The sequence below is a fragment of the Paractinoplanes hotanensis genome, assembly GCF_023717965.1.
Taxonomy (GTDB): domain Bacteria; phylum Actinomycetota; class Actinomycetes; order Mycobacteriales; family Micromonosporaceae; genus Actinoplanes; species Actinoplanes polyasparticus.
The window spans coordinates 35306-59175 of record NZ_JAMQOL010000040.1 but is presented as its reverse complement, the minus strand read 5'-3'; the positions used below and the strand labels follow the sequence as shown (position 1 = coordinate 59175).

General features: G+C 69.4%; 22 protein-coding genes and 1 pseudogene. 7 read left to right on the top strand and 16 right to left on the bottom strand.

What is annotated here, in order from left to right; all coding sequences use genetic code 11:
* Positions 1 to 399: 399 nt before the first annotated feature.
* Positions 400 to 2004 carry an ABC-F family ATP-binding cassette domain-containing protein gene (locus tag LXN57_RS27765; protein WP_251801163.1) on the bottom strand — a complete coding sequence of 535 codons (1605 nt, stop codon included), beginning with the start codon at positions 2002 to 2004 and terminating at the stop codon, positions 400 to 402.
* 219 nt (positions 2005 to 2223) lie between these two features.
* On the opposite strand from LXN57_RS27765, the gene ypfJ reads away from it, so the two are divergent.
* Entirely contained in the window at positions 2224 to 3120 is an 897-nt protein-coding gene (gene ypfJ / locus LXN57_RS27760; protein WP_251801162.1) for a KPN_02809 family neutral zinc metallopeptidase, read from the top strand.
* Here the strand turns inward: ypfJ and LXN57_RS27755 are convergent.
* Positions 3117 to 3749: an acVLRF1 family peptidyl-tRNA hydrolase gene (locus LXN57_RS27755; RefSeq protein ID WP_251801161.1), complete on the bottom strand. Its 633-nt coding sequence runs from the start codon at positions 3747 to 3749 to the stop codon at positions 3117 to 3119. The two genes, ypfJ and LXN57_RS27755, sit on opposite strands and share 4 nt — an antisense overlap.
* Positions 3750 to 3781: 32 nt before the next feature.
* Between LXN57_RS27755 and LXN57_RS27750 the strand changes: the two genes are divergently transcribed.
* Positions 3782 to 4462: a DNA alkylation repair protein gene (locus LXN57_RS27750; protein WP_251801160.1), complete on the top strand. Its 681-nt coding sequence runs from the start codon at positions 3782 to 3784 to the stop codon at positions 4460 to 4462.
* 28 nt (positions 4463 to 4490) lie between these two features.
* Here LXN57_RS27750 and LXN57_RS27745 read toward each other — a convergent pair whose 3' ends face one another.
* On the bottom strand, positions 4491 to 4643 hold the full coding sequence (locus LXN57_RS27745) for a hypothetical protein (RefSeq protein WP_251801159.1): 153 nt from the start codon (positions 4641 to 4643) through the stop codon (positions 4491 to 4493).
* A 224-nt stretch (positions 4644 to 4867) separates the two neighbouring features.
* Between LXN57_RS27745 and LXN57_RS48635 the strand changes: the two are divergent.
* Positions 4868 to 5617: pseudogene (locus LXN57_RS48635) on the top strand (Vgb family protein); the annotation flags it as partial.
* Positions 5618 to 6156: 539 nt separating this feature from the next.
* Here the strand turns inward: LXN57_RS48635 and LXN57_RS27735 are convergent.
* Positions 6157 to 6759, bottom strand: a complete 603-nt coding sequence (locus LXN57_RS27735; RefSeq protein WP_251801157.1) for a LysE family transporter — start codon at positions 6757 to 6759, stop codon at positions 6157 to 6159.
* A 663-nt stretch (positions 6760 to 7422) separates the two neighbouring features.
* Here LXN57_RS27735 and LXN57_RS27730 point away from each other — a divergent pair.
* A complete protein-coding gene (locus LXN57_RS27730; RefSeq protein ID WP_251801156.1) occupies positions 7423 to 8118 on the top strand; it encodes a histidine phosphatase family protein in 696 nt (231 codons plus the stop codon).
* A gap of 129 nt (positions 8119 to 8247) precedes the next feature.
* Positions 8248 to 9150: a CPBP family intramembrane glutamic endopeptidase gene (locus tag LXN57_RS27725; RefSeq protein ID WP_251801155.1), complete on the top strand. Its 903-nt coding sequence runs from the start codon at positions 8248 to 8250 to the stop codon at positions 9148 to 9150.
* Between the two features lie 27 nt (positions 9151 to 9177).
* Here LXN57_RS27725 and LXN57_RS27720 read toward each other — a convergent pair whose 3' ends face one another.
* The 9 genes from LXN57_RS27720 to LXN57_RS27680 all read right to left on the bottom strand — a co-directional run bounded on the left by LXN57_RS27720 (position 9178) and on the right by LXN57_RS27680 (position 16585).
* The gene (locus tag LXN57_RS27720) at positions 9178 to 9921 is read right to left on the bottom strand and encodes a maleylpyruvate isomerase family mycothiol-dependent enzyme (protein ID WP_251801154.1); all 744 of its coding nucleotides are present in this window, start codon (positions 9919 to 9921) and stop codon (positions 9178 to 9180) included.
* A gap of 40 nt (positions 9922 to 9961) precedes the next feature.
* Positions 9962 to 10369 carry a metal-sulfur cluster assembly factor gene (locus LXN57_RS27715; RefSeq protein WP_308206662.1) on the bottom strand — a complete coding sequence of 136 codons (408 nt, stop codon included), beginning with the start codon at positions 10367 to 10369 and terminating at the stop codon, positions 9962 to 9964.
* Positions 10366 to 10833 carry a Fe-S cluster assembly sulfur transfer protein SufU gene (gene sufU, locus LXN57_RS27710; RefSeq protein ID WP_251801153.1) on the bottom strand — a complete coding sequence of 156 codons (468 nt, stop codon included), beginning with the start codon at positions 10831 to 10833 and terminating at the stop codon, positions 10366 to 10368. The genes LXN57_RS27715 and sufU overlap by 4 nt, the downstream gene beginning before the upstream one ends.
* The gene (locus LXN57_RS27705) at positions 10833 to 12056 is read right to left on the bottom strand and encodes a cysteine desulfurase (protein ID WP_251801152.1); all 1224 of its coding nucleotides are present in this window, start codon (positions 12054 to 12056) and stop codon (positions 10833 to 10835) included. The genes sufU and LXN57_RS27705 overlap by 1 nt, the downstream gene beginning before the upstream one ends.
* Before the next feature lie 28 nt (positions 12057 to 12084).
* The gene (gene sufC, locus LXN57_RS27700) at positions 12085 to 12846 is read right to left on the bottom strand and encodes a Fe-S cluster assembly ATPase SufC (RefSeq protein WP_251801151.1); all 762 of its coding nucleotides are present in this window, start codon (positions 12844 to 12846) and stop codon (positions 12085 to 12087) included.
* Complete coding sequence (locus LXN57_RS27695) at positions 12843 to 13175, bottom strand: non-heme iron oxygenase ferredoxin subunit (protein WP_251801150.1); 333 nt, start codon at positions 13173 to 13175, stop codon at positions 12843 to 12845. The genes sufC and LXN57_RS27695 overlap by 4 nt, the downstream gene beginning before the upstream one ends.
* Positions 13176 to 13259: 84 nt before the next feature.
* Positions 13260 to 14390, bottom strand: a complete 1131-nt coding sequence (gene sufD / locus LXN57_RS27690) for a Fe-S cluster assembly protein SufD (RefSeq protein ID WP_251801149.1) — start codon at positions 14388 to 14390, stop codon at positions 13260 to 13262.
* A 3-nt stretch (positions 14391 to 14393) separates the two neighbouring features.
* On the bottom strand, positions 14394 to 15815 hold the full coding sequence (sufB, locus tag LXN57_RS27685) for a Fe-S cluster assembly protein SufB (protein ID WP_221381798.1): 1422 nt from the start codon (positions 15813 to 15815) through the stop codon (positions 14394 to 14396).
* Positions 15812 to 16585 (bottom strand): helix-turn-helix transcriptional regulator, encoded by a 774-nt coding sequence (locus tag LXN57_RS27680; protein WP_251801148.1) that lies wholly within the window; start codon positions 16583 to 16585, stop codon positions 15812 to 15814. The genes sufB and LXN57_RS27680 overlap by 4 nt, the downstream gene beginning before the upstream one ends.
* 116 nt (positions 16586 to 16701) lie before the next feature.
* Between LXN57_RS27680 and LXN57_RS27675 the strand changes: the two genes are divergently transcribed.
* Positions 16702 to 17646, top strand: coding sequence for a COX15/CtaA family protein (locus LXN57_RS27675; RefSeq protein WP_251801147.1), 945 nt, complete (start codon positions 16702 to 16704; stop codon positions 17644 to 17646).
* Between the two features lie 1237 nt (positions 17647 to 18883).
* Here LXN57_RS27675 and LXN57_RS27670 read toward each other — a convergent pair.
* From LXN57_RS27670 to LXN57_RS27660, 3 genes are all read right to left on the bottom strand, one after another.
* Positions 18884 to 19789 (bottom strand): ATP-grasp domain-containing protein, encoded by a 906-nt coding sequence (locus LXN57_RS27670; RefSeq protein WP_251801146.1) that lies wholly within the window; start codon positions 19787 to 19789, stop codon positions 18884 to 18886.
* Between the two features lie 23 nt (positions 19790 to 19812).
* Entirely contained in the window at positions 19813 to 20106 is a 294-nt protein-coding gene (locus LXN57_RS27665; RefSeq protein ID WP_221381802.1) for a hypothetical protein, read from the bottom strand.
* Between the two features lie 399 nt (positions 20107 to 20505).
* Positions 20506 to 21471, bottom strand: coding sequence for a heme o synthase (locus LXN57_RS27660; RefSeq protein ID WP_251801254.1), 966 nt, complete (start codon positions 21469 to 21471; stop codon positions 20506 to 20508).
* A gap of 335 nt (positions 21472 to 21806) precedes the next feature.
* Between LXN57_RS27660 and tkt the strand changes: the two genes are divergently transcribed.
* The gene (gene tkt, locus LXN57_RS27655) at positions 21807 to 23864 is read left to right on the top strand and encodes a transketolase (protein ID WP_251801253.1); all 2058 of its coding nucleotides are present in this window, start codon (positions 21807 to 21809) and stop codon (positions 23862 to 23864) included.
* The last annotated feature ends 6 nt before the right edge of the window (positions 23865 to 23870 follow it).

The following is a 23870-nucleotide window of genomic DNA, read 5'->3' as shown; positions in this document are numbered from 1 at the left end:
GGTTCATACGGTCTCACCTATTAGACCGCCTCCAACGATCATGCGCTAGGTATCCAGGCGTAGCCAACGTGCCCATTTATCACTGTCAGGAACTTGACGATGACGGCGTCCATCAATGTCAGACAGTTAACAGTCGTTTGCCGTGAAAGCTTTCACTCTCCGGGCCGGGATCCGCGGTCATTTCCGCAAGACCATCGATCACCTGCGGAAACTCTCGATCGAGGACCACCGGCCGCCCGGCATGACTGAGCGTCGATGCGTCGCCTACCCACCGCTGCCGAGCCGGCTGTGCCAAGTTGGGGATGCCCGAATCGGTGCCCGACCTGACCGTAAACGCCCGAACGTCGCACTGTCTGTGTGGGCACTGGTTGACAAGAGACGATGGCGATGATCCGCAGATCACGCCAATTCGACGAGCTCCAGCAGGTCGTCGCTCCACGCGTCCTCGTCGCCGTCGGGCAGCAGGATCGCCCTGTCCGGCTTGAGCGCCTGCACCGCCCCGGCATCGTGCGTGACCAGCACAATCGCGCCCGGGTAGTTCGCGATGGCGTCCAGCACCTGCTCGCGGCTGACCGGGTCGAGGTTGTTGGTGGGCTCGTCGAGCAACAGCACATTGGCGCCCGAGCAGACCAGCGTAGCCAGGGCCAGCCGCGTTTTCTCGCCACCCGAAAGGACTCCGGCCGGTTTGTCGACGTCGTCACCCGAGAAGAGGAACGCACCGAGGATCTTCCGCAGTTCGGTGTCGTTCTGGTCGCCGCCGGCGCTGCGCATGTGCTCCAGGATCGTGCGGTCGACGTCGAGCGTCTCGTGCTCCTGGGCGTAGTAGCCCAGCCGCAGGCCGTGGCCGGGGCGCACCTCGCCCGTGTCGGGCCGGAGCAGGCCACCGAGCATGCGCAGCAGCGTGGTCTTGCCGGCGCCGTTGAGGCCCAGGATGGCCACCCGCGAGCCGCGGTCGACCGCCACGTCGACGTCGGTGAAGATCTCGAGCGACCCGTACGACTTCGACAGGCCGGTCGCCGTCAGCGGCGTCTTGCCGCAGGGCACGGGACTGGGGAACCGCACCTTGGCCACCTTGTCGGCGACGCGCGTCTCCTCCAGGCCGCCGAGCAGCTTCTCGGCCCGCCGGGCCATGTTCTGCGCGGCCACGGTCTTGGTCGCCTTCGCCCGCATCTTGTCGGCCTGGGCCATCAGGGCGCCGGCCTTCTTCTCGGCGTTGGCCCGCTCGCGGCGGCGACGGCGCTCGTCGGTCTCGCGCGACTCCAGGTACTTCTTCCAGCCGACGTTGTAGATGTCGACGACCGAGCGGTTGGCGTCGAGATACCACACCTTGTTGACCGCGGCCTCGAGCAGCTCGACGTCGTGGCTGATCACCACGAGGCCGCCCTTGTGCTGGGCCATGTAGCCGCGCAGCCACGAGATCGAGTCCTGGTCGAGGTGGTTGGTCGGCTCGTCGAGGAGCAGGATGCCCTTGCCGTTCTGGCCGGAGTCGGCGAACAGGATGCGGGCCAGCTCGATCCGGCGGCGCTGACCGCCGGACAGGGTGCCGATGGTCTGGGCCAGCGCGCGGTCGGGCAGACCGAGGTTGGAACAGATGCGGGCGGCCTCGGCCTCGGCGGCGTAGCCACCCAGAGCCGAGAACCTGTCCTCCAGGTTGCCGTAGCGCCGGACCAGCTTGTCGTCGGCGCTCTCCTCCAGCTCGATCTCGAGTTTCTGCATCTCGGCGATGATCGAGTCGAGGCCACGGGCGCTGAGCACCCGGTCGCGGCCGGTCACGTTCAGGTCACCCGTACGCGGGTCCTGCGGCAGGTAGCCGACCTCGCTGGTGCGCTCGACGGCGCCCGCGTAGGGCTGGCCCTCGCCGGCCAGGACCTTGAGCGTGGTGGTCTTGCCGGCGCCGTTGCGGCCGACGAGGCCGATCCGGTCGCCCGGCTGCACCCTGAGGGTGACCGGGGACAGCAGGATCCGGGCGCCGGCGCGCAGTTCCAGTCCGGTGGCGGTGATCATGTTTGCTGGCTCTCGCTCTCGAGGAAGAAGGCTGGCTCCGGGCACAGATGAGCGCCGGCCATCGAATTTCCCGACGGTCCGGCGCGGGGCAGGTCAGCCTTCGCAGAGCAGCACGGGGTAATAGTACCGGGCACCCCCGTGTAGCTCCCACCCGATTACCGACCAAGATCAACGGGTACGCATCGGACACCCCCGCCGCCCCGGCTCTGTGAGGATGAGATGGAACTCAACGAGAACGCCGACATCGACACCAGTCAGGTCGAGGACCGACGTGGTTCCGGCGGTGGTGGTGGCGGGTTGGGTGGCCTGCCGATCGGCGGTGGTGGCCTGGTCGGCATCATCATCACGATCGTCGTCGCGGTGGTCGGTGGCTACTTCGGCATCAACCAGATCGGCGGCGGTAGTGATACCGGCGACAACGCCAACATCCAGCAGACGTGTGCGCAGGACAACGCGACCCAGCAGCTCGAGTGCCGCAACGTCCTCTTCATCAACTCGATCCAGGCGTACTGGACCAAGGCGACGCCGGAGTACTTCAACAAGCAGTACGAGCCGGCCAAGACGGTGATCTTCTCGCAGCGGGTCAACACGGCCTGCGGCGCCGCCGACTCCGGGGTCGGGCCGTTCTACTGCCCCGGCGACAACCAGGTGTACATCGACCTCACCTTCTACGACGTGCTGGCCGAGCAGCTCGGCGCGCCGGGCGAGTTCGCCCAGCCGTACGTGCTGGCCCACGAGTACGGCCACCACATCCAGAACATCACCGGCCAGGAGTCCAAGATGCGCCGGGCCCAGCAGGGCGCGAGCGAGAGCGAGCAGAACGCGCTGTCGGTGAAGCTCGAGCTGCAGGCCGACTGCTACGCCGGGGTGTGGTCGAAAGCGGCCACCGAGACGACCGACACCAAGGGCCAGAAGATCTTCAAGAGCCTGACCCAGCAGGACATCGAGGAAGGCATCCAGACGGCCGGCCGGATCGGCGACGACGAGCTCCAGAAGCGCAGCGGCAACCCGGTCAACCCGGCCGAGTTCACCCACGGCACGGCCGCGCAGCGTCAGCAGAACTTCCAGAAGGGCTACGACTCGGGCAGCCCGGAGAGTTGCGCTACGTCGTTCTAAGGCTCCTTCACCAGTACGGACACCGCCCGGGCCCCGGCGATCGCGGACACCAGCACCGCGTGCCGGGGCTCGGGCACGTCCAGGAACCGTTCGGCGCGGGCGGCGGCCACCGGGGCGAGCCGGGGATCGGCCAGGATCGCCTCGACGGCGGTGTGATCGCCGCCCGTCACGAGCGCGGCGATGGCGCGTACTTCCGGAAGAAGAATGCGCCCTACGATGCCGGCGCCGTCGGCAGCTGCTGCTTTTGCCTGATTGTCCCGGCGGCGCGCGAAGCGCTGCTGGGACCAGCCGCCCGCAGCCGTGCGACCCTGCACATAGTGCGTGTCCACCTTGGATGTGATCAGTTTCGGTCCGTCCGCGATGCCCACGGCGACCGCACCCTTGCGCGCCAGCAGCAGCCCCAGCCTGCGCGGCCGCTGCGCCGTCTCGATCAGCTCGGCGAGCGTCGCCACCTCGTCGGCGCCGGGCGGCGTGTGCCAGGTGGCCGAGGCGCCGTCCGCCGCGGTCAAGGTCAAACCCGTTTCCCGGTACGGGCCATGGCGGCGCTCGAAGTTCTCGAGCCACCGCACCAGCCGTTCCGGCGCGACATCCACCCATTTCCCGCCGCCCGCAGCCGCCCGTTCGCCCATTCTTGTCAGACTACGGTGGCAGGATGCGGGCCATGACGGACCTGACCGCCACGCTGCTGGAAAGGCTCGACGAGCATCTGCTCCCCGCGGCCGACCCGGTGCGGGCCGCGGCCCAGGCGGCCTACATGAAGGGCCAATTCCCGTTCCTCGGCCTGCCCGCGCCCGCCCTGCAGAAGCTGGAACGCGCGGCTCTGCGCGGCCTGCCCCCTCCGGCCGAGGCCGACCTGCGGTCCGTCGCACCCGCGCTGTGGGTTCGTGAGCAGCGCGAATTCCAATACGTGGCGTGTTCCTACCTGGTCCGCCACGTGGCCGTCCCCGGCCCCGGCTTCGTGCCGACGTTGCGCGCGCTTATCACCACCAAGTCCTGGTGGGACACGGTCGACGTGTTGGCCACGCGGTTCACGGGCGGGCTGGTGTCCCGCCATCCGTCCCTGGTCACCGTGATGGACGAGTGGTCCCGCGACGACAACATGTGGCTGGTCCGCACGGCGATCCTGCACCAGCTGCACTACGGCCCGGCGACAGACACGGGCCGGCTGCTCGGCTATTGCGAGGCCCAGACCGGTCATCGCGACTTCTTCGTCCGCAAGGCGATCGGCTGGGCGCTGCGTCAGTACGCCCGCACCGATCCCGACGCGGTCCGCACCTTCGTCGAGGCCCACCGCTCGAGCCTGTCCGGCCTGTCCGTCCGCGAGGCGATGAAGCATCTCTGACCAGCCGCCCTGCCCCGCCCAACCTGTCTTACGCCACCCCGCCCGCGCCCAGCCCCGCCCCGCCCCGCGCAAGTTCGCCCTCACTCGGCTTACGTCGGCCCACCCGCTGCTCGTCGCCCGCCCGCATCGGCCTCATCTGCTGCCCACCGCCGGCCACGTCGGCCTTAACCGCTCCCGCCACCCACACCCTGCCCGTCCCCCACCCACGTCGGCCTCATCCGTTCCCCACCGCCCACGCACGTCCGTCCTACCCGCGGCCTGCCGCCCACGCACCCCGGCGCCACCCGGCGCCCGTCAGCCCCCACCGCTGTCCCTGGACCGCCCACGTCGGCCTCACCCGCTGCCCGCCGCCCACGCACGTCGGCCCCACCCGGCGCACGTCGGCCGTCGCACAGAGGAGTTCTCATGCAGGAAATCATGATCTCGGATTCGTCCGCCGGGCCCTACGGCATCGTCGCCGGGCCGGACGGCGGCCTGTGGATCACGCTGGTGCACGGTGGGCGCATCGCGCGGCTGGCCGGCGACGGCTCGGTCGAGGACCATCCGCTGGAGAACGCGGCGAGCGGTCCCTCCATCATCACAGCCGGCCCCGACGGAGCGTTGTGGTTCACCCGCAACCGTGACGACCGGATCGGACGCATCACCACGGACGGCAAGCAGAGCTCCTTCACCGTGTGTGGAGCACCCTTCGGCATAACGACCGGGGCCGACGGCGCACTGTGGTTCACCGAGATGAACACCGACGTCATCGGCCGGCTCACTCCCGACGGCGAGATCACCGAGTTCCCTCTCCCGACGACCGGCGGCTTCCCCTCGATGATCACCCCGGGCGCCGACGAGGCCCTGTGGTTCACGATCAACCAGGCCCACGCGATCGGCCGCATCACCGTCGACGGCCAGGTGACGATCCACCCGCTACCCACCGAAGGCGCGGCCCCGGTCGGCATCACGCTGGGCGCCGACGGCACGGTCTGGTTCGTCGAGATCGGCGCCGGCCAGGTAGGCCGCATAACCACCGACGGCGCGATCACCGAGTTCCCCCTCCCCGACCGCGCCGCCCGGCCGCACGCCATCACCGCCGACCCGGCCGGCGGCTGCTGGTTCACCGAATGGGCCACCAACCGCATAGCCCACATCACCCCCGCCGGCCAGATCGAGGAACACGACCTCCCCACCCCGTCATCCGAGCCGCACGGCATCACCCTCGCCCCCCGACGGCGCCGTCTACGCAGCCCTCGAAACCGGAGCGGTCGCCCGCCTCCCCCGCTGACCGAAGCTCCCTCGCTGTCGGACGAGCCGCTCAAGCAACGAGCCGAAGGCGGACGACCGCTCAAGCGAGGAGCACGAGCCGGACGGCCGCAATCGGAAAGTCGGCGGTCGGCGCCGGCTCAAACGACGAGCCGGAGTGTGGGGTGGCTGCTCAAACAACCAACCCGAGGTGGGCAGACTGCTCAAACAGTCAACCGGAAACGGGCGGACGCTCAGACAGCCAACCCAGAAACGGACGACCGCTCAAACAGCCAACCGGAGGTGGGCAACCGCTCAAACAACCAACCCGGAACGGGCGAACGCTCAAACAGCCCACCGAAGCCGAGCAACCGCTCAAACAACCAACCAGGGATCGGTGGCTACCTAGGCGGCCAGCCGGGCTCGGTGGCTGCTCAAGCGGCGAGTCGGAGGTGGGTGGGCTGCTCTCAGGCTGGGAACAGGAGACGGACGGCCAGGGCCGCTACAACCAGGCTGGAGACGAGCGCGGTGAGGGCCCGGCCGCGAGGCCCGGTCAGCCAGCGGCCGATGAGGGAACCGCCGCCGGCGATCACCAGCTGCCAGCTGGCTGAGGCCAGCACGACACCGGCGACGAAAAGGATGCCGCTGCCTTCGCCGCCCCGGCCCAGCACCAGCGCGGCGAAGTAGATGACTGTGGCCGGGTTGAGCAGGGTCAGGCCGAGCACTCCGGCGTAGGCGCGCCACGGCGTCGTCGGGCGGCGATCGACCGCGGGGGTGCCGGGCTTGCGAAAAGCGGCGCGTGCGGTCATCGCGGCGATGATCAGCAGCACCACGGCTGCAGCCCAGCGCAGGGGTGCGGCGATGGGAGCGATCACTCCGGCGATGGCTGCTCCACCGGCCACGGCCAGAGCAGCGAAGATGCCGTCGGCGGTCGCCGCGCCCAGACCGGCCGCCGCGCCTACCCGCAACGAGGTGCGGGCGCTGAGCCCGGCGATGAGCACCCCGATGGCGCCCATGGGCAGCGCGACCCCGTAGCCGGCGACAACGCCGGCCAGGAACGCCGCGCTCATGACCGCTGCTGACGGACCGCCGTTTCCCGCAGGCCGGCCCGCTGCTGTCGCGTGGCCCGTTCGGCCACAGCAACAGGGACAGCGGGAAACAGCATCGGCTTGGTCACGCACCCATGCTGCCGATCCCCTCCCGCCGAGGCGACCGATTTATCGCGCACCAGTGCCGCGCGCTGCGCTGCGCCCAATCAAGCCGGTCGCCCCGCCACAAGGCGAACACCCGCACCGGCGCGCCGGTGCTCGTCAGCCATCGTCCTCACCGGTACCTCCGCGCCACCGACCCGCCCGGCAAATCGACCGACGCAGGCCATACGTCGTGCATCCCGGCTCCCTGTCGCCGCCGCGCCGCAAACTCGACCAACCCAAGCAACACGCCTACATCCCGGCCCCCTCCGCCGCCGCGCCCGCAAACTCGACCAACCCAACCCAACCCAACCCAAGCCACGGCCGGCTACTCCCCCTCCAGTGGCTGCTCCACCAACGGGGTTCTGCGGGCCCAGCTCATCTTCGCCACCACGGCCCTGCCGATCGACACCGTCGCCCGCGCCTGCCGGTTTCGCTGACGGCGTGGCTTTGCGCCCGCACTTCCGCCGCATAGTGGGCGTTCCACCGCAGACTGACCGGGCGACGTTCGCGGCCGGGACGCCGGCTGGATAGGGTCGAATCATGGGTGTGGTTGCCGAACTTCTGCTTGTCCGGCACGGGCAGAGCCTGGCCAACGTCGCGTTTCCCACGGCCGACAAAGACGAGCTGCTCGAGGCCGAAGTCAGCGGCCGGGACGCCGAAGTGCCGCTGACCGAGTACGGCCGGGCGCAGGCCGCCGCGCTCGGTGAGTGGATCGGCGACCGGCCCGAGGACGAACTGCCCCAGGTGGTGATCACCTCGCCCTACCTGCGGGCGCGCGAGACATGGCGGATTGCGGCCGAGAAGTCGGGCGTCGCCCTGCCCGAGCCGACGACCGACGACCGGCTGGTCGACCGGCTGCTCGGCGACCTCGAGATGCTCACGCGCGCGGCCGTGACCCAGCGCTTCCCCGACGAGGCCCAGCGGCGAGCCGAAGCCGGCGAGTACCGCTACACGCCACCGGGAGGCGAGTCGTTCGCCGACATCGAGGTGCGGCTCGGCTCGTTCCTCGACGACCTGCACCGCAACCACGACGGCCAACGGGTCATCGTCGTCGCCCACGATGCGGTCGTACTGATGATGCGCGCCGTCATCGAAGAGCTCAGCTGGGACGAGGTGCTCGAAGCGGAACGATCCGCGGGCAGCGTCCGCAACGCCTCACTGAGCCGCTTCGTCGAGGTGGACGGCCGCCTGAAACTGGCCTACTACAACTCGGTCGACCACCTGCCGCCCGTATAGATGCCGGCTCCGCCGATCACGCTGAGCCGCCACGTGACCCCCACGACACCGGACGGCGGAATTGCGACTGGGGCCGGCGCCGGCGGATGGGGTTGCCGCACCGGTGATCGATCGTCATGATCTCCGGTCGTGGCTCCCCTCATCCTGTCGGCGTTGTTCGTGCTCGTGCTTTTGACCGACGTCTTCGTCGGCACCGCGCGGACAAAACGCATCCTGGACCAGGTACGGGCTGATCCCGCGAGCCGGGTCCGGTTCTATCGGGCCGCCGTTGTCAGCGGTTGGGCCCGGGCCGCTGTGGCGATGCTGGTGGTGGTGACGGCCTCCTTCACCGGGCCGGAGACGCCGGGTTGGGACCTACCGGAACTGCCCACCCTGGGGATGCCCGCCGGTGCCCTCATCGCCTGGCTGCTGGCCGGGTGGGTCACACTGACCATGGTGATCGGCGGCTTCCGCCTGCGGAAACGCATGCGTGCCGGGCATCAGCCGCCGGGTCGCGCCCAGATCGCCGTCCTGGTGCCGCGCACCGACCGCGAACGCCGGTTCGCCGCCGCCCTGTCAGTCACGGCGGGCGTCACCGAGGAGGTCGTCTTCCGGTACGCCCTGATCGCGCTGGGCATCAAGGTGTTCCACCTGCCGACCGTCGCCGCGGTCGTGTTGAGCCTGCTGCTCTTCGTCGGCATCCACGCCTACCAAGGCCGTCTCGGCATGGTGAACTCGGCCGTTCTCGGCTCCGTCTTCACCTTCCTGACGCTGCTCTCGGGCAGCCTGCTCCCCGCGATCCTGCTGCACATCGCCATCGACCTCAACGCCCTGCTGCTCGTCCCAGCCGAACCGACACCGCCAAACCCAGAAACCGAGCCAAGACCGCGAGACCCCGAAGCCCAGCCGACACCGCAAGAACCGGCGGCCCGACCGGCCGCCCACCCCATCACCGCAGGCGACGGGACCGACCCGGCCGCGGGGCGGCCCGTGACTGCCGAATCTCCGGCGCTGGCAGCACCAAGGATCCGGCCACCGATCCCGGCCGAGTAGCGGGCGGCGGCAGGCCGGCACGACGAGTCAGTCGGGATTGGACCAGGCCCGCAGCTGGGGCAGCACCTCGCGATCCCCGTCGACGGTGAGGCGATCGAACGGCACCCGGCCGTAGAGCGCCAGCACCAGATCGCTGGTCGACCCGCGCACGGTGACCACCGGATCACCCGCGGCCGCCGGGTCGAGAACGCCACCCGAGGGTGACAGATCGAGGATGTGCCCCGGCCCGTCGACCGCGACGAAGGCGATCCGGGCCGGACGATGCGGCCAAGCCCCGAGCGACCCCACCCCGACCTGTAGAAACTCGGCCAGCCCGTCGACCGCGACAAAGGCCGGCAGGGGTTCGGCCTTGCCCACGGTCTCTTGCGCGTCGTACGCGTGGACCGCCGCCTCTTGCACCTGGTGGCGGGCGATCGCCCCGACGGTGAGCGGCGCGGACGACTTGCCCCACCAGGCCCACGCCGGCACCTCGGCCGACGAACCGCGAAGGGCCGACAGCAACAGATCGGTCGACGCGGCGGACCATTCCAGCAGTTCGCCGTGGGGTTCGCGGTCGCCCAGCGCCGCGCGCGAGGGCGGGCCGGTCGGATCGTGCGCGCCGACGACCACGGCCCAGAAGCGCTGGACCGCGCCGACGTGCGCCACGAGATCGCCGAGATCCCATTCGGGGCAGCCCGGCACGCGGGTGTCAGAAACAGCAGCGGCGGCGACTGCGTCACGCAGCGCCGCCGACCGCTCGTCGATCAGGGTGAGGAGGGCTGGGTAATCCATGCCCTTTTTCTAGCAGTGGGGTACGACAGAAGGGCGGAGATCAGACGTTGAAGCCGAGGGCCCGCAGCTGCTCGCGACCGTCGTCGGTGATCTTGTCGGGGCCCCACGGCGGCAGCCACACCCAGTTGATCCGGAAGTCCTTGACCAGGCCGCCGCCGGGGCCGGTGGTCAGCGCCGTGCGCGTCTGGTCCTCGATGACGTCGGTCAGCGGGCAGGCCGCCGAGGTGAGCGTCATGTCGAGGGTGGCGATGTTGTCGTCGTCGACGTAGGCGTCGTAGACCAGGCCGAGGTCGACCACGTTGATCCCGAGCTCGGGGTCGACGACGTCCTTCATCGCCTCTTCGACGTCCGCGACGGTGGCCTTGGAAACCTCCGAAGGGGCGACCGCGGTGGCGCCCTCGTCGGAAGCAGAAGCGGGAGCGGGAGCGGTAACGGGAGTGTCAGTCATGCCTTCACCTCTGAAGCCTCTGAGGAAACGTCGATTCCTGCGCGTGCGGCAGCATCCTTGAACGCCATCCATGGCAGCAGCGCGCACTTGACCCGGGCCGGAAACTTGGCGACCCCGGCGAACGCGATGCCGTCGCCGAGCACGTCCTCGTCGGGCTCGACCTGGCCACGTCCCTGCATCAGCGCCACGAACGCCTCGTGGATTCCCGCCGCGTCCCCCGGCGGACGTCCACGCAGCAGTTCGTACAGCACCGACGCGGAGGCCTGGCTGATCGAGCAGCCCAGACCGTCGTACGAAATGTCGGAAAGCTCACCCGCGGTGGAGCTGACCCGGACCGTGATCTCGTCGCCGCAGGTCGGGTTGACGTGGTGCGCCTCGCCGTTGAACGGGTCGCGCAGGCCACGGCCGTGCGGATGCTTGTAGTGGTCCAAGATGATCTCTTGGTACAGCCCGTCGAGCATCATCAGCCGAACACCTTCTTGACCTGGTCGAGGCCGCGGGCGAGGGCGTCGATCTCGTCCGTGGTGGTGTAGAGGTAGAACGACGCGCGGGTCATCGCCGGCACCCCGAACCGGGCGCAGGTCGGCTTCGCGCAGTGGTGCCCGACCCGCACCTCGACACCGAGCGCGTCGAGGACCTGGCCCACGTCGTGCGGGTGAATCCCGTCGACGCCGAAGGACAGCGTGCCGCCACGTCCCTCGGGGGTGGCCGGGCCGAAGATCTGGACCCCCGGCACGTCGGTCAGGGTCTTCAGCGCGTACGCGGTGATCTCCTGCTCGTGCTGATGCACCGCCTCCATGCCCAGCGCGGTCAGGTAGTCGACGGCAGCCCCGAGACCGACCGCCTCGGCGATCGGCGGCGTGCCGGCCTCGAAGCGGGCCGGTGGCGCGGCGAAGGTGGTGCCGCCCATCGTCACCGTCTCGATCATCGAACCGCCGGCCAGGAACGGCGGCATCTCGGCGAGCAGCGAATACCGGCCCCAGAGGACGCCGATGCCGGTCGGGCCGAGCATCTTGTGGCCGGTGAACGCGATGAAGTCGGCCCCGAGCGCCTGGACGTCGACCGGCAGGTGCGGCACCGACTGCGAGCAGTCGAGCAGCACCAGCGCGCCGACCTCGTGCGCCCGCGCCACGATCCCGGACACGTCGTTGATCGTGCCGAGCACGTTCGACATGTGCACGATGGAGACGATCTTCGTGCGCTCGTTGATCAGATCGTCGTCGGGCGCCAGCCGGCCCTCGTCGGTCACCCCGAACCAGCGCAGCGTGGCGCCGGTGCGCTCGCACAGCAGCTGCCACGGGACGATGTTCGAGTGATGCTCCATCTCGGAGATCACGATCTCGTCGCCCGGCTGGAGCGCCAGGTGCTGCCCGAGCGAGTACGCGACCAGGTTGATCGCCTCGGTCGAGTTCTTCGTGAAGACGATCTCGTCGGGAGTGGTCGCGCCGACGAAGGACGCGACCTTGCCGCGGGCGTCCTCGTACGCCGACGTGGCCTCGGTGCCGAGCGTGTGCACGGAGCGGGACACGTTGCCGTTGTGCCGCTCGTTGTGCATGCGCATCGCCTTGATCACCTGCGCCGGTTTCTGCGAGGTGTTCGCACTGTCCAGATACACCAGCGGGTGGCCGTTGACCTCCCGCGTCAGGATCGGGAAGTCGGCTCGGACCCGGACCACGTCGAACGTCATCGTTCTTCTCCTAGCGAGAAAGGCCGGCTCAGACCCGCGCGCCGACGTAGCGCTCGTAGCCCTCGGCCTCGAGCTGCTCGGCGAGCTCCGGGCCGCCCTCCTGAACGATCCTGCCAGCGACGAAGACGTGCACGAAGTCCGGCTTGATGTAGCGCAGGATGCGGGTGTAGTGGGTGATCAGCAGCAGGCCGGTGTCGCCGGTCTCGCGGACCCGGTTCACGCCCTCGCTGACGACGCGCAGCGCGTCGATGTCGAGGCCCGAGTCGGTCTCGTCGAGGATGGCCATCTTCGGCTTGAGCAACTCGAGCTGCATGATCTCGTGGCGCTTCTTCTCACCGCCGGAGAAGCCCTCGTTGACGTTGCGCTGGGCGAACGCCGGGTCCATCTGGAGCTTCTCCATGGCCTTGCGCAGGTCACCGGCCCACGTGCGGAGCTTCGGCGCCTCGCCGTCGATCGCGGTCTTCGCCGTACGCAGGAAGTTGGCCACGGAAACGCCGGGCACCTCGACCGGGTACTGCATGGCCAGGAAGAGGCCGGCGCGGGCCCGCTCGTCGACGGTCATGTCGAGGACGTTGTCGCCGTCCAGCGTAACGGTGCCGCCGGTGATCTCGTACTTGGGGTGGCCCGCGATGGAGTACGCCAGCGTCGACTTGCCCGAGCCGTTCGGACCCATGATGGCGTGGGTCTCGCCCGACTTCACGGTGAGGTCGACCCCGGCCAGGATCGGCTTCAGGTCGCCCTCGGGCAGCTTGACCGACACCTGCAGGTCGCGGATCTCCAGGGTGCTCACGGGTTTACTCCATTACTCGGGGTCGTCGATACATAGATGTCGCCGTCGCGGATCTCGACGGGGTAGGTCGCCACCGGGGTGAACGCGGGCGGGCCGCTCGGCTCGCCGGTGCGCAGATCGAACCGGGAGCCGTGCAGCCAGCACTCGAGCATGCAACCCTCGACCTCGCCCTCGGAGAGGGGGACCGCGGCGTGCGAGCATTCATCGCGTACGGCATAGAAGTTGTCGTCGTCGGCGTGCACCACCGCGATGTCGACGCCGTCGAGCTCCACCGAGATCGCGGCGCCCTTCGCGACGTCGGCGACAGGACCGACCAACTCAAAACTCACTCTGAGCCTGCCCTGTCATGCTCTCCCGGCCCTCGCCTGCGAGGCCGTCGCCCGGCTCGGACAAGTGCCGCTCGGTGCAGTCCATCATGACGCTGACTCCGCCAGACGAGCCTCGATCGCGGTGCCGAGGCGCTCGCGCAGTTCCTCGACCGGGATCTTGTTGAGCAGCTCGGCGAAGAAGCCCCGGACCACGAGCTTGCGCGCCTCACCCTCGGGGATGCCCCGCGCCATCAGGTAGAACAGCTGCTCCTCGTCGAAGCGGCCGGTCGCGCTGGCGTGCCCGGCGCCGACGATCTCACCGGTCTCGATCTCGAGGTTGGGCACCGAGTGGGCCACGGCGCCGTCGGTCAGGATGAGGTTGCGGTTGATCTCGTACGTGTCGGTGCCCGTGGCCGCGGCCCGGATCAGCACGTCGCCGACCCAGACGGTCTGCGCGGAAACGCCCTGCAGAGCGCCCCGGTAGCCGACGTAGCTGCGGCAGTCCGGCACCGAGTGGTCGACCAGCTGGCGGTGCTCGAAGTGCTGGCCGGCGTCGGCGAAGTAGAGGCCCCACAGCTCGGCGTCACCGCCACGGCCGGTGTATTCGACGCTGGTGAACTGGCGGACCAGGTCGCCGCCGAGCGCCACCTGCACGTGGACGGCCCGGGCGTCCTTGCCGATCCGGATCTTCACGTGCTGGGCCTGCACCGCGTCGGCGTCCCAGTCGGCGACCGTCACGAAGGTGAGCTGGGCGCTGTCGCCCACCAGGACCTCGATGTTGTCGGCCAGCGTGGTCGTGCCGGTCTGTTCGAGCACCAGCGTGACCTTGGCGAACGCGCCGACCTTGACGAAGGTGCGGCCGGCCGCGGCCTCGCCGCCCTTGCCGACCAGGCGGATCACCACGGCCTGCTCGGGCTCGGTCTCGGGCGCGACCTCGATCAGGGTCACGCCGGCCGCCGAGCCGAACGCCAGGGCGCTGACCCGGTCGAACGGCGTGAGCACCGGGTCGACCTTCTCGACGCTCCGCACGCTCACGCCGGCGGGCAGATCACCGTGCTCGACCTGGGGCGCCGTGCCGGTCAGGGCGGTGGCCCTGACCAGCTCGCGCAGGCGCTTGAGCGGGGTGAAACGCCACTCCTCCTCGAGCCCGTTGAGGGCCGGGAACTCGGCGACGTCGAACGAGCGCAGCACCTGTGACTTGGTGCTGGGCGGAGCAATCGTTGTTTCGGTGGTCATCGGTTAGCCGACCGCGCCTTCCATCTGGAGCTCAATGAGACGGTTCAGTTCGAGGGCGTACTCCATCGGCAGTTCCTTGGCGATCGGCTCGATGAAGCCACGCACGATCATCGCCATCGCCTCGTCCTCGGTCAGACCGCGGCTCATCAGGTAGAAGAGCTGGTCTTCGGAGACCTTGGAGACGGTCGCCTCGTGCCCCATCGACACGTCGTCCTCGCGGATGTCGACGTACGGGTAGGTGTCCGAGCGCGAGATGGTGTCGACCAGGAGCGCGTCGCACTTGACCGTGCTCTTGGAGGACGACGAGCCCTCCAGCACCTGCACGAGACCGCGGTACGACGTGCGGCCGCCGCCCCGGGCGATCGACTTGGAGACGATCGTCGAGGAGGTGTGCGGCGCGGCGTGCACCATCTTGGCGCCAGAGTCCTGGTGCTGGCCCTCGCCGGCCATGGCGATCGAGAGCACCTCGCCCTTGGCGTGCGGGCCGGTCATGTAGACCGCCGGGTACTTCATGGTCACCTTGGAGCCGATGTTGCCGTCGATCCACTCCATGGTCGCGCCCTCTTCGCAGGTGGCGCGCTTGGTGACCAGGTTGTAGACGTTGTTCGACCAGTTCTGGATGGTCGTGTAACGCACCCGGGCGTTCTTCTTGACGACGATCTCGACGACCGCGGAGTGCAGCGAGTCGGACGAGTAGATCGGCGCGGTGCAGCCCTCGACGTAGTGCACGTAGCTGCCCTCGTCGGCGATGATCAGCGTCCGCTCGAACTGGCCCATGTTCTCGGTGTTGATCCGGAAGTAGGCCTGCAGCGGGATGTCGACCTTGACGTTCTTGGGCACGTAGATGAACGAGCCACCCGACCACACGCTGGTGTTCAGCGCGGCGAACTTGTTGTCGCCGACCGGGATGACGGTGCCGAAGTACTCCTGGAAGATCTCCGGGTGCTCCTTGAGCGCCGTGTCGGTGTCGAGGAACAGAACGCCCTGCTCCTCGAGGTCCTCACGAATCGCGTGGTAGACGACCTCGGACTCGTACTGCGCGGCGACACCGGAGACGAGGCGCTGCTTCTCGGCCTCCGGAATCCCCAGCTTGTCGTACGTGCTCTTGATGTCCGCCGGCAGGTCGTCCCAGGTGGCGGCCTGCTTCTCGGTGGAGCGCACGAAGTACTTGATGTTCTGGAAGTCGATGCCGGTGAGGTCGGCGCCCCAGTTCGGCATGGGCTTGCGGTCGAAGAGGCGGAGGCCCTTGAGACGCAGGTTGAGCATCCACTCGGGCTCGTTCTTCAACGCGGAGATGTTGCGCACCACGGCCTCGGACAGGCCGCGCTGCGCGGTCGAACCCGCGACGTCGGCGTCGGCCCACCCGTATTCGTACTTGCCCAGGGCGGCGAGGTGCTCTTCCTGGCTGACGATTTGGTCGGTCATTTATCTGTCCTAACCGTGGTTGCCTTTGTTGCGGTCTTCAGTCCGGTCACGGGCGGCTGGGTGGGGCGGTCGGAAGGTCCTCGCGCGGGGGCCGGGATGTGCGTGGTGCACACCCGGTCGCCGTGCGCGATCGTGGCGAGACGCTGCACGTGGGTGCCGATGAGCCGCGAGATGACCTCGGTCTCGGCGTCGCACAGCTGAGGGAACTCGGCGGCCACGTGCGCCACCGGGCAGGAGTGCTGGCACAGCTGGCCGCCGGACGCGATCACGGTCGCGTTGGCAGCGTAGCCCTCGGCGGTGAGCGCCTCGGCGAGCGCCTCCGCCCGCGCGATGGGGTCGTCGCCGGCCTCGCGCAGAGCGGCCCGGCATCGTTCCTCGAGCGCGCCGACCTGGGCCGACGCGAAGGCGGTGACGGCCTCGGGACCGTGATGCTGCTGGATCCAGCGCAGCGCGGCCGTGGCGATACCGTCGTAGAAGTGCGGGTTCAGATCTTCCCGGGCGGCCGCCGTCAGCGCGAACGCCTTGGCGGGACGCCCCCGGCCACGCGGGCCGGTGTTGCGGACCTCGCGGGTCTCGACCAGCTGGTCGGCGAGCATCGCGTCGAGGTGCTTGCGGATGGCCGCCGGGCTCAGGCTCAGCTCGGCGCCGAGCTCGGCCGCGGTGGCGGAACCACGCTCGAGCAGCAGCTGGGCGACCCGGTCACGGGTGCGACCGTCCGAAGCGCTGGCTGACGCCACCACTCCGCTCCGGATCTGCACCTCGTATTTCACTACGCCAACGTTACGTATTTCCGCGGACGCCCGCAAACTGACTCTCCGGTGATCCATGCCACCGAGGCCCGCGGGGCCTTCATTTCAAGATCAATTCCCTGCGTACGATGCCAGAGGTGAGATTCCTACCGCTGCGCCCCCTGGCCTTGGCGTCCCTTGTCGCCAACGTCGCGCTGGTCGTCACCGGTGCGGCGGTCCGTCTCACCGGGTCGGGCCTCGGCTGCCCCACCTGGCCCCGGTGCACCGACAGCTCGTACACGACGACCGCCGAGATGGGCGTGCACGGCGTGATCGAATTCGGCAACCGGATGCTCACGTTCGCGCTCGGCATCATCGCGGTGGCCTGCGTGATCGCCGCCCTGCTGGAAAAGCCTCGCCGCCGTTCCCGGGTTCTGCTGTCGGTCGCAGTGCTGTTCTACATCCCGCTTCAGGCCGTCGTGGGCGGCATCACGGTGCTCACCGACCTCAACCCGTGGGTCGTCGGCATCCACTTCCTCATCTCCATCGTGATCATCGCTTTCGCGTACGCCCTGTGGCGCCGCGCCGCCGAGGGCGACGGACCGCCGGTGCCACTGGTGCCGCGCCCGATCAACCACCTCGTGTGGATCCTCTCCGCGGTCAGCGCCGCGGTGATCGCCCTGGGCGTGGTCGTGACCGGCAGCGGCCCCCACGCCGGCGACGAGGACGCGAAGCGCAACGGCCTCGACCCGGCCACGGTCTCCCAGGCCCACGCCGACGTGGTGTTCCTGCTCATCGGCCTCACCGTCGCCCTGGTCTTCGCGCTGCGCGCCGTGAAGGCCCCCGCCACCACCGTCCGCGCCGCGGTGGTGCTGCTGGTGGTCGAGCTGGCCCAGGGCCTGATCGGCTTCGTGCAGTACTTCACCCACCTCCCGGTCCTGCTGGTCGGCGCCCACATGCTCGGCGCGGCCCTGGTCTGGACCTCCACCCTGGCCGTCATCTGGTCATTGCGGTCCCGCCCCGACCTGCCCGCGCCCCCGGCCCCCACCGAGCTCTCTCCCACCCCAGTGGCAGACGACGAACCGGTCCCCTCCTCGCGCTGACCCACCCCGTCGCCCTCTCACGCCACCACCTCGGGCCCGCGCTTCCGCTCCGGCCCGTTGGACCGCCTCAACCGGCCCTTGTCGAGCTTGAGCCATCGATTCGTGGGCGCCCACGAATTCTCAGCCTTCCGCTTCGGCCGTCCGGCTAGCTCAACGCCCTGCCGGCCCTTCGCCGGGCTAAAAAGCCATCGCTTGCTTCCAGGACCTTTGGGTTCCGCAGGCACGCAGGCCCGCAGGCACGCAGGCACGCAGGCACGCAGGCACGCAGGCACGCCAAGCCCGCCTCGCCCGCCTGCCCCGCCGCGCCCGCCTGCGTAGCCCACTGACCCGCCCTGCACGCCTGACCCGCCACCGCCTGCCCCGCCACACCCGCCTGCCTCCCCGCATCCGCCTGCCCCGCCACACCCACCTGCCCTAGGGCCGACTTGCAACAATCGGGCCACCTACGAAACGCGCTGACCTGCGCCTCGAGGATCGGGCCCTGTGGATAACCCGCGTGTCATCCACAGAAAAAACATTGGCCGGACTTTGAGCGGCCCGCTTCGGCACGCTGTCCCCATGGCACCCATCAGCCTCGCTCCCCCACACCGGCCGACCTTCCCGATGCTGCGCCGACCGACCTCAGCCAAGCCGCGGCCAGGCTGACGCACGGCCCGGCCATTGGACCCGGCAGGGTTGCCGCTCCGTTCCCCGTCAGGCGGAGCGGCTCCCGCGAAACCCTGCCGAAGGGGTGGCGTCCGCCGCAGGCCGCCGGCACCGGTGTCCCCGCCGAGGACGGCTCTCCGGACGCCACCCGCCAACAGCCATAACCCCCGCGCCGTCCCCGATCAACGGCATCGCGTCGTGCGGTGCCGGATCCGCCCCGACCGTGCCATCCGGCCGCGCGTACCCGCCGCGCGCCGCGCCGCAGGGCAATCCGGTCGAGCGCCTCCCAAAGAAAGAGGGTGGTTCTATACGACAGCACGCGCTGGTGCGGCGGCCGTTCCCGGTGTCTCTGCGCGACCGCCGCACCAACCCACCTGCGCGCGGGTGATGGTCTTCTCTCTCCGGCCATCACCCGACGCGTGCACCGGCCTGACAACGAAGGGCCGCCGCGATCGAACCCGGCCAGGCGCCGGATAGCGGCGTCTCCGGGCGGCGGGCCACGCTGGTCGGCGTGGTCGCCTGTGGGGTGGCGAGAGCAAGCTACCAAGCCACCTATGTGCGTGGATCAGGCCTGTTCACGGAAAGCCGCCGGTCAGATGCGCGCGAGGATGGCCTCGGCCAGGCGACGGGTGGCGGCGTCTCCGCCCTCTTTCAGGAAGAGGGAAGGCTCGGTCAGTTCGAGCTCGACCAGCAGCGGCGCACCGTCCGGGCCGGGGATCAGGTCGACGCGGGCGTAGAGCAGGCGCCCTGCGCCGCCGGGGACGGCTTCGAGCACGCGTTCGGCGGTCGCGCGCTCGGCCTCGGTCGGGCTGCGGGGGTCGATCCGTTCGCTGCCGGGATCGATGGCGCCCTCGTCGGGGCCGGTGAGCATCGCGCCCTTGCGGATCGCGTGGCTGAACGAGAGGACGCCGCCGGTGTCGGGCAGGAAGATGAGCGCGGTCTCGCCCTGCTCGTCGACCGCGGACAGGTAGGGCTGGATCATCGCTGTGCGGCCGGCGGCGGCCAGGCGGGCCACGTGGGCCTCGGCCAGGGCCTGCTGGGCGGGCAACAGGTAGCGGCCCGTGTCCTGACTGCCGGCGCTGACCGTGGGCTTCACGACCCATTCGCCGTCGGACGGCGGGGTCCACGAGTCGCCCGGGGCCACGAAATCCGTGGGCGTGACCGGCAGGCCGGCGTTCGCCAGTTCGGCCAGGTAGCGCTTGTCGGTGTTCCACTCGAGCACGTCGGCCGGGTTGAGCAAGCGAGCAACGCTGTGCGCCCAGCTGACGAAGCTGTCGCGGCGGGCGACGTAGTCCCAGGGTGAGCGGATCACCGCCACGTCGTACGCCGCCCAGTCGGCCTCGGTGTCGTCCCAGCCGAGGACGTCCACCTCAGCGCCGCGGGAGAGCAGGACATCGCGCAGCGGCAGGTCGTCCTCCCAGAGGTCCGGGAAGAGGTCGCAGGTGACGAGAGCGACCCGGGATCGCTCCCGGGTCGCAGGGTCGGAAGTCGGGGACAACTCGGGGTCAACTCGGGGTCGACTCAGCGTGCCATGCTCCGGCGGGACATCGAGCGCCACAGGTCGTTGCTGGGGCGCATCTGCTCCATGAGCTCGCGCTCCCACTCGTTCTCCACCTCGACGCCGGCGTTCTCACAAGCCTTGCGGGCCTGGTTGGTGTCGTCGGCGAACTGGTCGGACCACTCCCCGTCCTCGCCGACGAGGACAATGCGGGCACCACGCTTGCCGACGTACTCGATGACCGCCTTGGCACCACCGTGGCCGGCGGCGAAGGACTTGATCCCCGCGGTCAGTGTCGTATCGGAACCTTGAGCCATGAACGGAAGAGTAAGCACCTCGTGGGCCGAGGCAAGTACCTCCGCCCGCCTTTTGTGAGCCGAATTACCTGCGGGTTTAACCTTTGGTCACGTAGCTAAAACACCATTTTGCCCGATATGGTCGCATCCACAGTTTTCCATCTATTGAGTGACCTTGCGTAACCAAAAATGCGACGAATTCGGTCACGTTGTGCGACGTCGGTGACCCTGGGCCGACGATCGACCGGCGGAGCCGCACGACGGAACGCCACCACCACGCACCTGCGGCCTTGCGCGCCACGCCGAAAAGTGGCACGCGCCGCGACTCAACGAACGGCCACCGGAAAGCGTCCGGCCCGCATACGGCAGCGCGCCCGTCCCGCGGTCAGCGGGAGGGCGCGCGACGCGTCAGCGGGAGGCTCAGACGAGCGCGTCCACCGCCACGGCGATGAACAGGATCGTCAGGTAGGTGATGGACCAGTGGAACAGCCGCATCGGCTTGGTCGGCTCGCCGGCGCGCGACCGCTTGACCAGCAGCAGCGCCTCGCCCAGGAAGGCGGCCCCGGTGGCGATGGCCGTGATGCCGTAGATCAGGCCCAGGCCCAGCCCCGACCCCAGCGGCCAGACAGCGAGCGAGGCCACCACGGTGAGCACGGTGTAGAGCACGATCTCGCCGTTGACCCGCCGGGCCGAGCGCACGACCGGCAACATCGGGATGCCGGCGCGGGCATAGTCGTCCTTGTACTTGATGGCGAGCGCATAGAAGTGCGGCATCTGCCAAAAAAAGACAACCGCAAAAAGCGCCCACCCCAGCGCCGACACGGTGCCCGTCACGGCGGCCCAGCCGATGATCACCGGCGCCGAGCCGCAGATGCCGCCCCAGAACGTGTTGGCCGGAGTGCGCCGCTTCAGCCACAGCGTGTAGACGACGTCGTAGTAGAAGATCGCCCCGGCGGTCAGCGCCGTGGCCAGCCAGTTGGTGAAGACGGCCATCAGCGCGACGGAGATCACGGCGAGGGTCAGACCGAAGACGAGCACGGCCCGCGGGGTCACGGCGTTGGCCGGCAGCGGCCGCCGCTTCGTCCGGCGCATGACCTGGTCGATGTCGCGGTCGATGTAGCAGTTGAGCGCGCTCGCGGCGCCGCCCGCCATCGACCCGCCGATCAGCACCACGGCAAGAGTGCGCAGGTCAGGCCACCCGCCGGCCGCGACCATCATGGTCGGGACGGTGGTCACCAGGAGCAGTTCGACGATCTGCGGCTTGCACAGCGACAGGTACGCGCGCAGCAGGGCTACGAGATCGAGACGCGCTCCGGGGCGAACCGCGTCCGCGGCGCCCTCCGCCACGCCGACCGCCCGTCCAGGGACGGGACGCTCGGTGATCATGCTCACGGACTGCCACCTTCCGGCTTCGGCATTAGCCAACTCACGACCGTTGCCGGCGCCAGCCGGCGGCACGCTGAGACAGCCTACGCTCAGCCATCTGCGCTGCTCCGGCGACCCACATCGGGTGCACGGCGTCACACGTCGCGTGTCCGCTCTCAGCGTATGGGCCTCGGGCGTTCCCCGGGCGGGGGTTTAAGGCAAGTGGATAGGGTCAAGCTCAAAAGGGTTCCCAAAATCATGCCCCGAGGAGCACAACCGACGTGGCTGCCAAAGATCCTGCTCTCAATTGGTCCGACCTAGACCGCAAGGCAGTGGACACTGTCCGGGTCCTGGCGATGGATGCCGTCGAGAAATCCGGCAACGGCCATCCCGGCACCGCGATGAGCCTCGCCCCCGCGGCCTACCTGCTGTTCAACCGGGTCATGCGGCATGACCCGACCGACCCGCACTGGGCCGGGCGGGACCGCTTCGTGCTCTCCTGTGGTCACTCCAGCCTCACCCTCTACATTCAGCTCTACCTGAACGGCTTCGGCCTGGCCCTGGACGACCTGGCCTCGCTGCGGCAGTGGGACTCGCTGACCCCGGGCCACCCCGAGTACGGGCACACCCCCGGCGTCGAGGTCACCACCGGCCCGCTCGGTCAGGGCATCGGCAACGCGGTGGGCATGGCGATGGCCGCCCGCCGCGAGCGTGGCCTGTTCGACCCCGAGCCCAAGACCGATGACTCTCTGTTCGACCACAACGTGTACGTGTTGTGTTCGGACGGCGACATCGAAGAGGGCGTCAGCCACGAGTCGAGCGCCATCGCCGGCGTCCAGAAGCTCGGCAACCTCACGGTGATCTACGACGACAACGAGATCTCCATCGAGGACGACACCCGGATCGCCAAGAACGAGGACGTCGGCGCGCGTTACGCCGCGTACGGCTGGGACGTCCGGCACGTGGACTGGCGCAAGGGCGACCCGTCCCAGGGCAGCGAGTACCACGAGGACGTCGAGGCGCTCTACGCCGCGATCGCGGCGGGCAACAAGGTCACCGACAAGCCGACGTTCATCGTGCTGCGCACGATCATCGGCTGGCCGGCGCCGAACAAGCAGAACACCGGCAAGATCCACGGCTCCGCGCTGGGCGCCGACGAGGTCGCCGCCACCAAGAAGATCCTGGGCTTCGACCCGAACGAGACGTTCGCGGTCGCCGAGGACGTCCTCGCGCACACCCGCCAGGTGGTCGAGCGGGGCCAGGCGGCGCACGCCGAGTGGAACACCAAGTTCGAGACCTGGGCCAAGGCCAACCCGGAGCGCCGGGCGCTGTTCGACCGGCTGTCGGCGCACGGCCTGCCCGAGGGCTGGGAGAAGTCGCTGCCCGAATTCCCGGCCGACCCCAAGGGCCTGGCCACCCGCGCCGCGTCGCAGCAGGTGCTGAACGCCCTCGCGCCGGTGCTGCCCGAACTCTGGGGCGGTTCGGCCGACCTCGCCGAGAGCAACAACACCACGATGAAGGGCGAGCCGTCCTTCATCCCGGCCGAGTACGCGACCAAGGCGTTCCCCGGCAACGAGTACGGCCGCACTCTGCACTTCGGCATCCGCGAGCACGGCATGGGCTCGGTGCTCAACGGCATCACGGCCAACGGCAAGACCCGCCCCTACGGCGGCACGTTCCTGGTCTTCAGCGACTACATGCGCGGCGCCGTACGCCTGTCCGCACTGATGAAGCTGCCGGTCATCTACGTGTGGACGCACGACTCCATCGGCCTGGGCGAGGACGGCCCGACCCACCAGCCGATCGAGACCCTGTCCGCGCTGCGGGCCATCGTCGGCCTCGACGTCGTCCGCCCGGCCGACGCCAACGAGACGGCGTACGCCTGGCGCGGCGCGATCGAGCACAAGGACCGCCCGACCGGCCTGGCGCTGTCCCGGCAGAACCTGCCGACGATCGACCGTACGAAGTACGCGTCGGCCGAGGGCACCCTGCGGGGCGGCTACATCCTCTCCGAGGCGTCCGGCGGCGAGCCCAAGGTGATCCTCATCGGCACCGGCTCCGAGGTGCAGTACTGCCTCACCGCCCAGGAGCGACTCGAGGCCCAGGGCACCCCGACCCGCGTGGTATCGATGCCGTGCCTCGAGTGGTTCTACGAGCAGGACACCGCGTACCAGCAGCAGGTGCTGCCGCGCGGCGTCAAGGCCCGGGTGACGGTTGAGGCCGGCATCCGGCAGAGCTGGGACAGGATCCTGGGTGAGGCGGGCGAGCCCGTGAGCATCGAGCACTACGGCGCCAGCGCCCCCGCCAAGATCCTCTTCGAGCAGTTCGGGTTCACCGCGGACAACGTGGTGGCCAAGGCCAACGCCGCCCTGGCCAAGGTCGGCGAGATCACCGGTCACACGACCGGTAACTGAGGGAGT

Excerpts from the sequence above, each read along its gene's own strand:
- ypfJ (WP_251801162.1), top strand. The coding sequence starts at position 2,224 with ATGGAACTCAACGAGAACGCCGACATCGACACCAGTCAGGTCGAGGAC.
- LXN57_RS27715 (WP_308206662.1), bottom strand. The coding sequence starts at position 10,369 with ATGACTGACACTCCCGTTACCGCTCCCGCTCCCGCTTCTGCTTCCGAC.
- LXN57_RS27735 (WP_251801157.1), bottom strand. The coding sequence starts at position 6,759 with ATGAGCGCGGCGTTCCTGGCCGGCGTTGTCGCCGGCTACGGGGTCGCG.
- LXN57_RS27720 (WP_251801154.1), bottom strand. The coding sequence starts at position 9,921 with ATGGATTACCCAGCCCTCCTCACCCTGATCGACGAGCGGTCGGCGGCG.
- sufD (WP_251801149.1), bottom strand. The coding sequence starts at position 14,390 with ATGACCACCGAAACAACGATTGCTCCGCCCAGCACCAAGTCACAGGTG.
- LXN57_RS27755 (WP_251801161.1), bottom strand. The coding sequence starts at position 3,749 with ATGGGCGAACGGGCGGCTGCGGGCGGCGGGAAATGGGTGGATGTCGCG.
- LXN57_RS27660 (WP_251801254.1), bottom strand. The coding sequence starts at position 21,471 with ATGATCACCGAGCGTCCCGTCCCTGGACGGGCGGTCGGCGTGGCGGAG.
- LXN57_RS27665 (WP_221381802.1), bottom strand. The coding sequence starts at position 20,106 with ATGGCTCAAGGTTCCGATACGACACTGACCGCGGGGATCAAGTCCTTC.
- LXN57_RS27750 (WP_251801160.1), top strand. The coding sequence starts at position 3,782 with ATGACGGACCTGACCGCCACGCTGCTGGAAAGGCTCGACGAGCATCTG.
- LXN57_RS27765 (WP_251801163.1), bottom strand. The coding sequence starts at position 2,004 with ATGATCACCGCCACCGGACTGGAACTGCGCGCCGGCGCCCGGATCCTG.
- tkt (WP_251801253.1), top strand. The coding sequence starts at position 21,807 with ATGGATGCCGTCGAGAAATCCGGCAACGGCCATCCCGGCACCGCGATG.
- LXN57_RS27730 (WP_251801156.1), top strand. The coding sequence starts at position 7,423 with ATGGGTGTGGTTGCCGAACTTCTGCTTGTCCGGCACGGGCAGAGCCTG.
- LXN57_RS27705 (WP_251801152.1), bottom strand. The coding sequence starts at position 12,056 with ATGACGTTCGACGTGGTCCGGGTCCGAGCCGACTTCCCGATCCTGACG.
- sufB (WP_221381798.1), bottom strand. The coding sequence starts at position 15,815 with ATGACCGACCAAATCGTCAGCCAGGAAGAGCACCTCGCCGCCCTGGGC.
- sufU (WP_251801153.1), bottom strand. The coding sequence starts at position 10,833 with ATGATGCTCGACGGGCTGTACCAAGAGATCATCTTGGACCACTACAAG.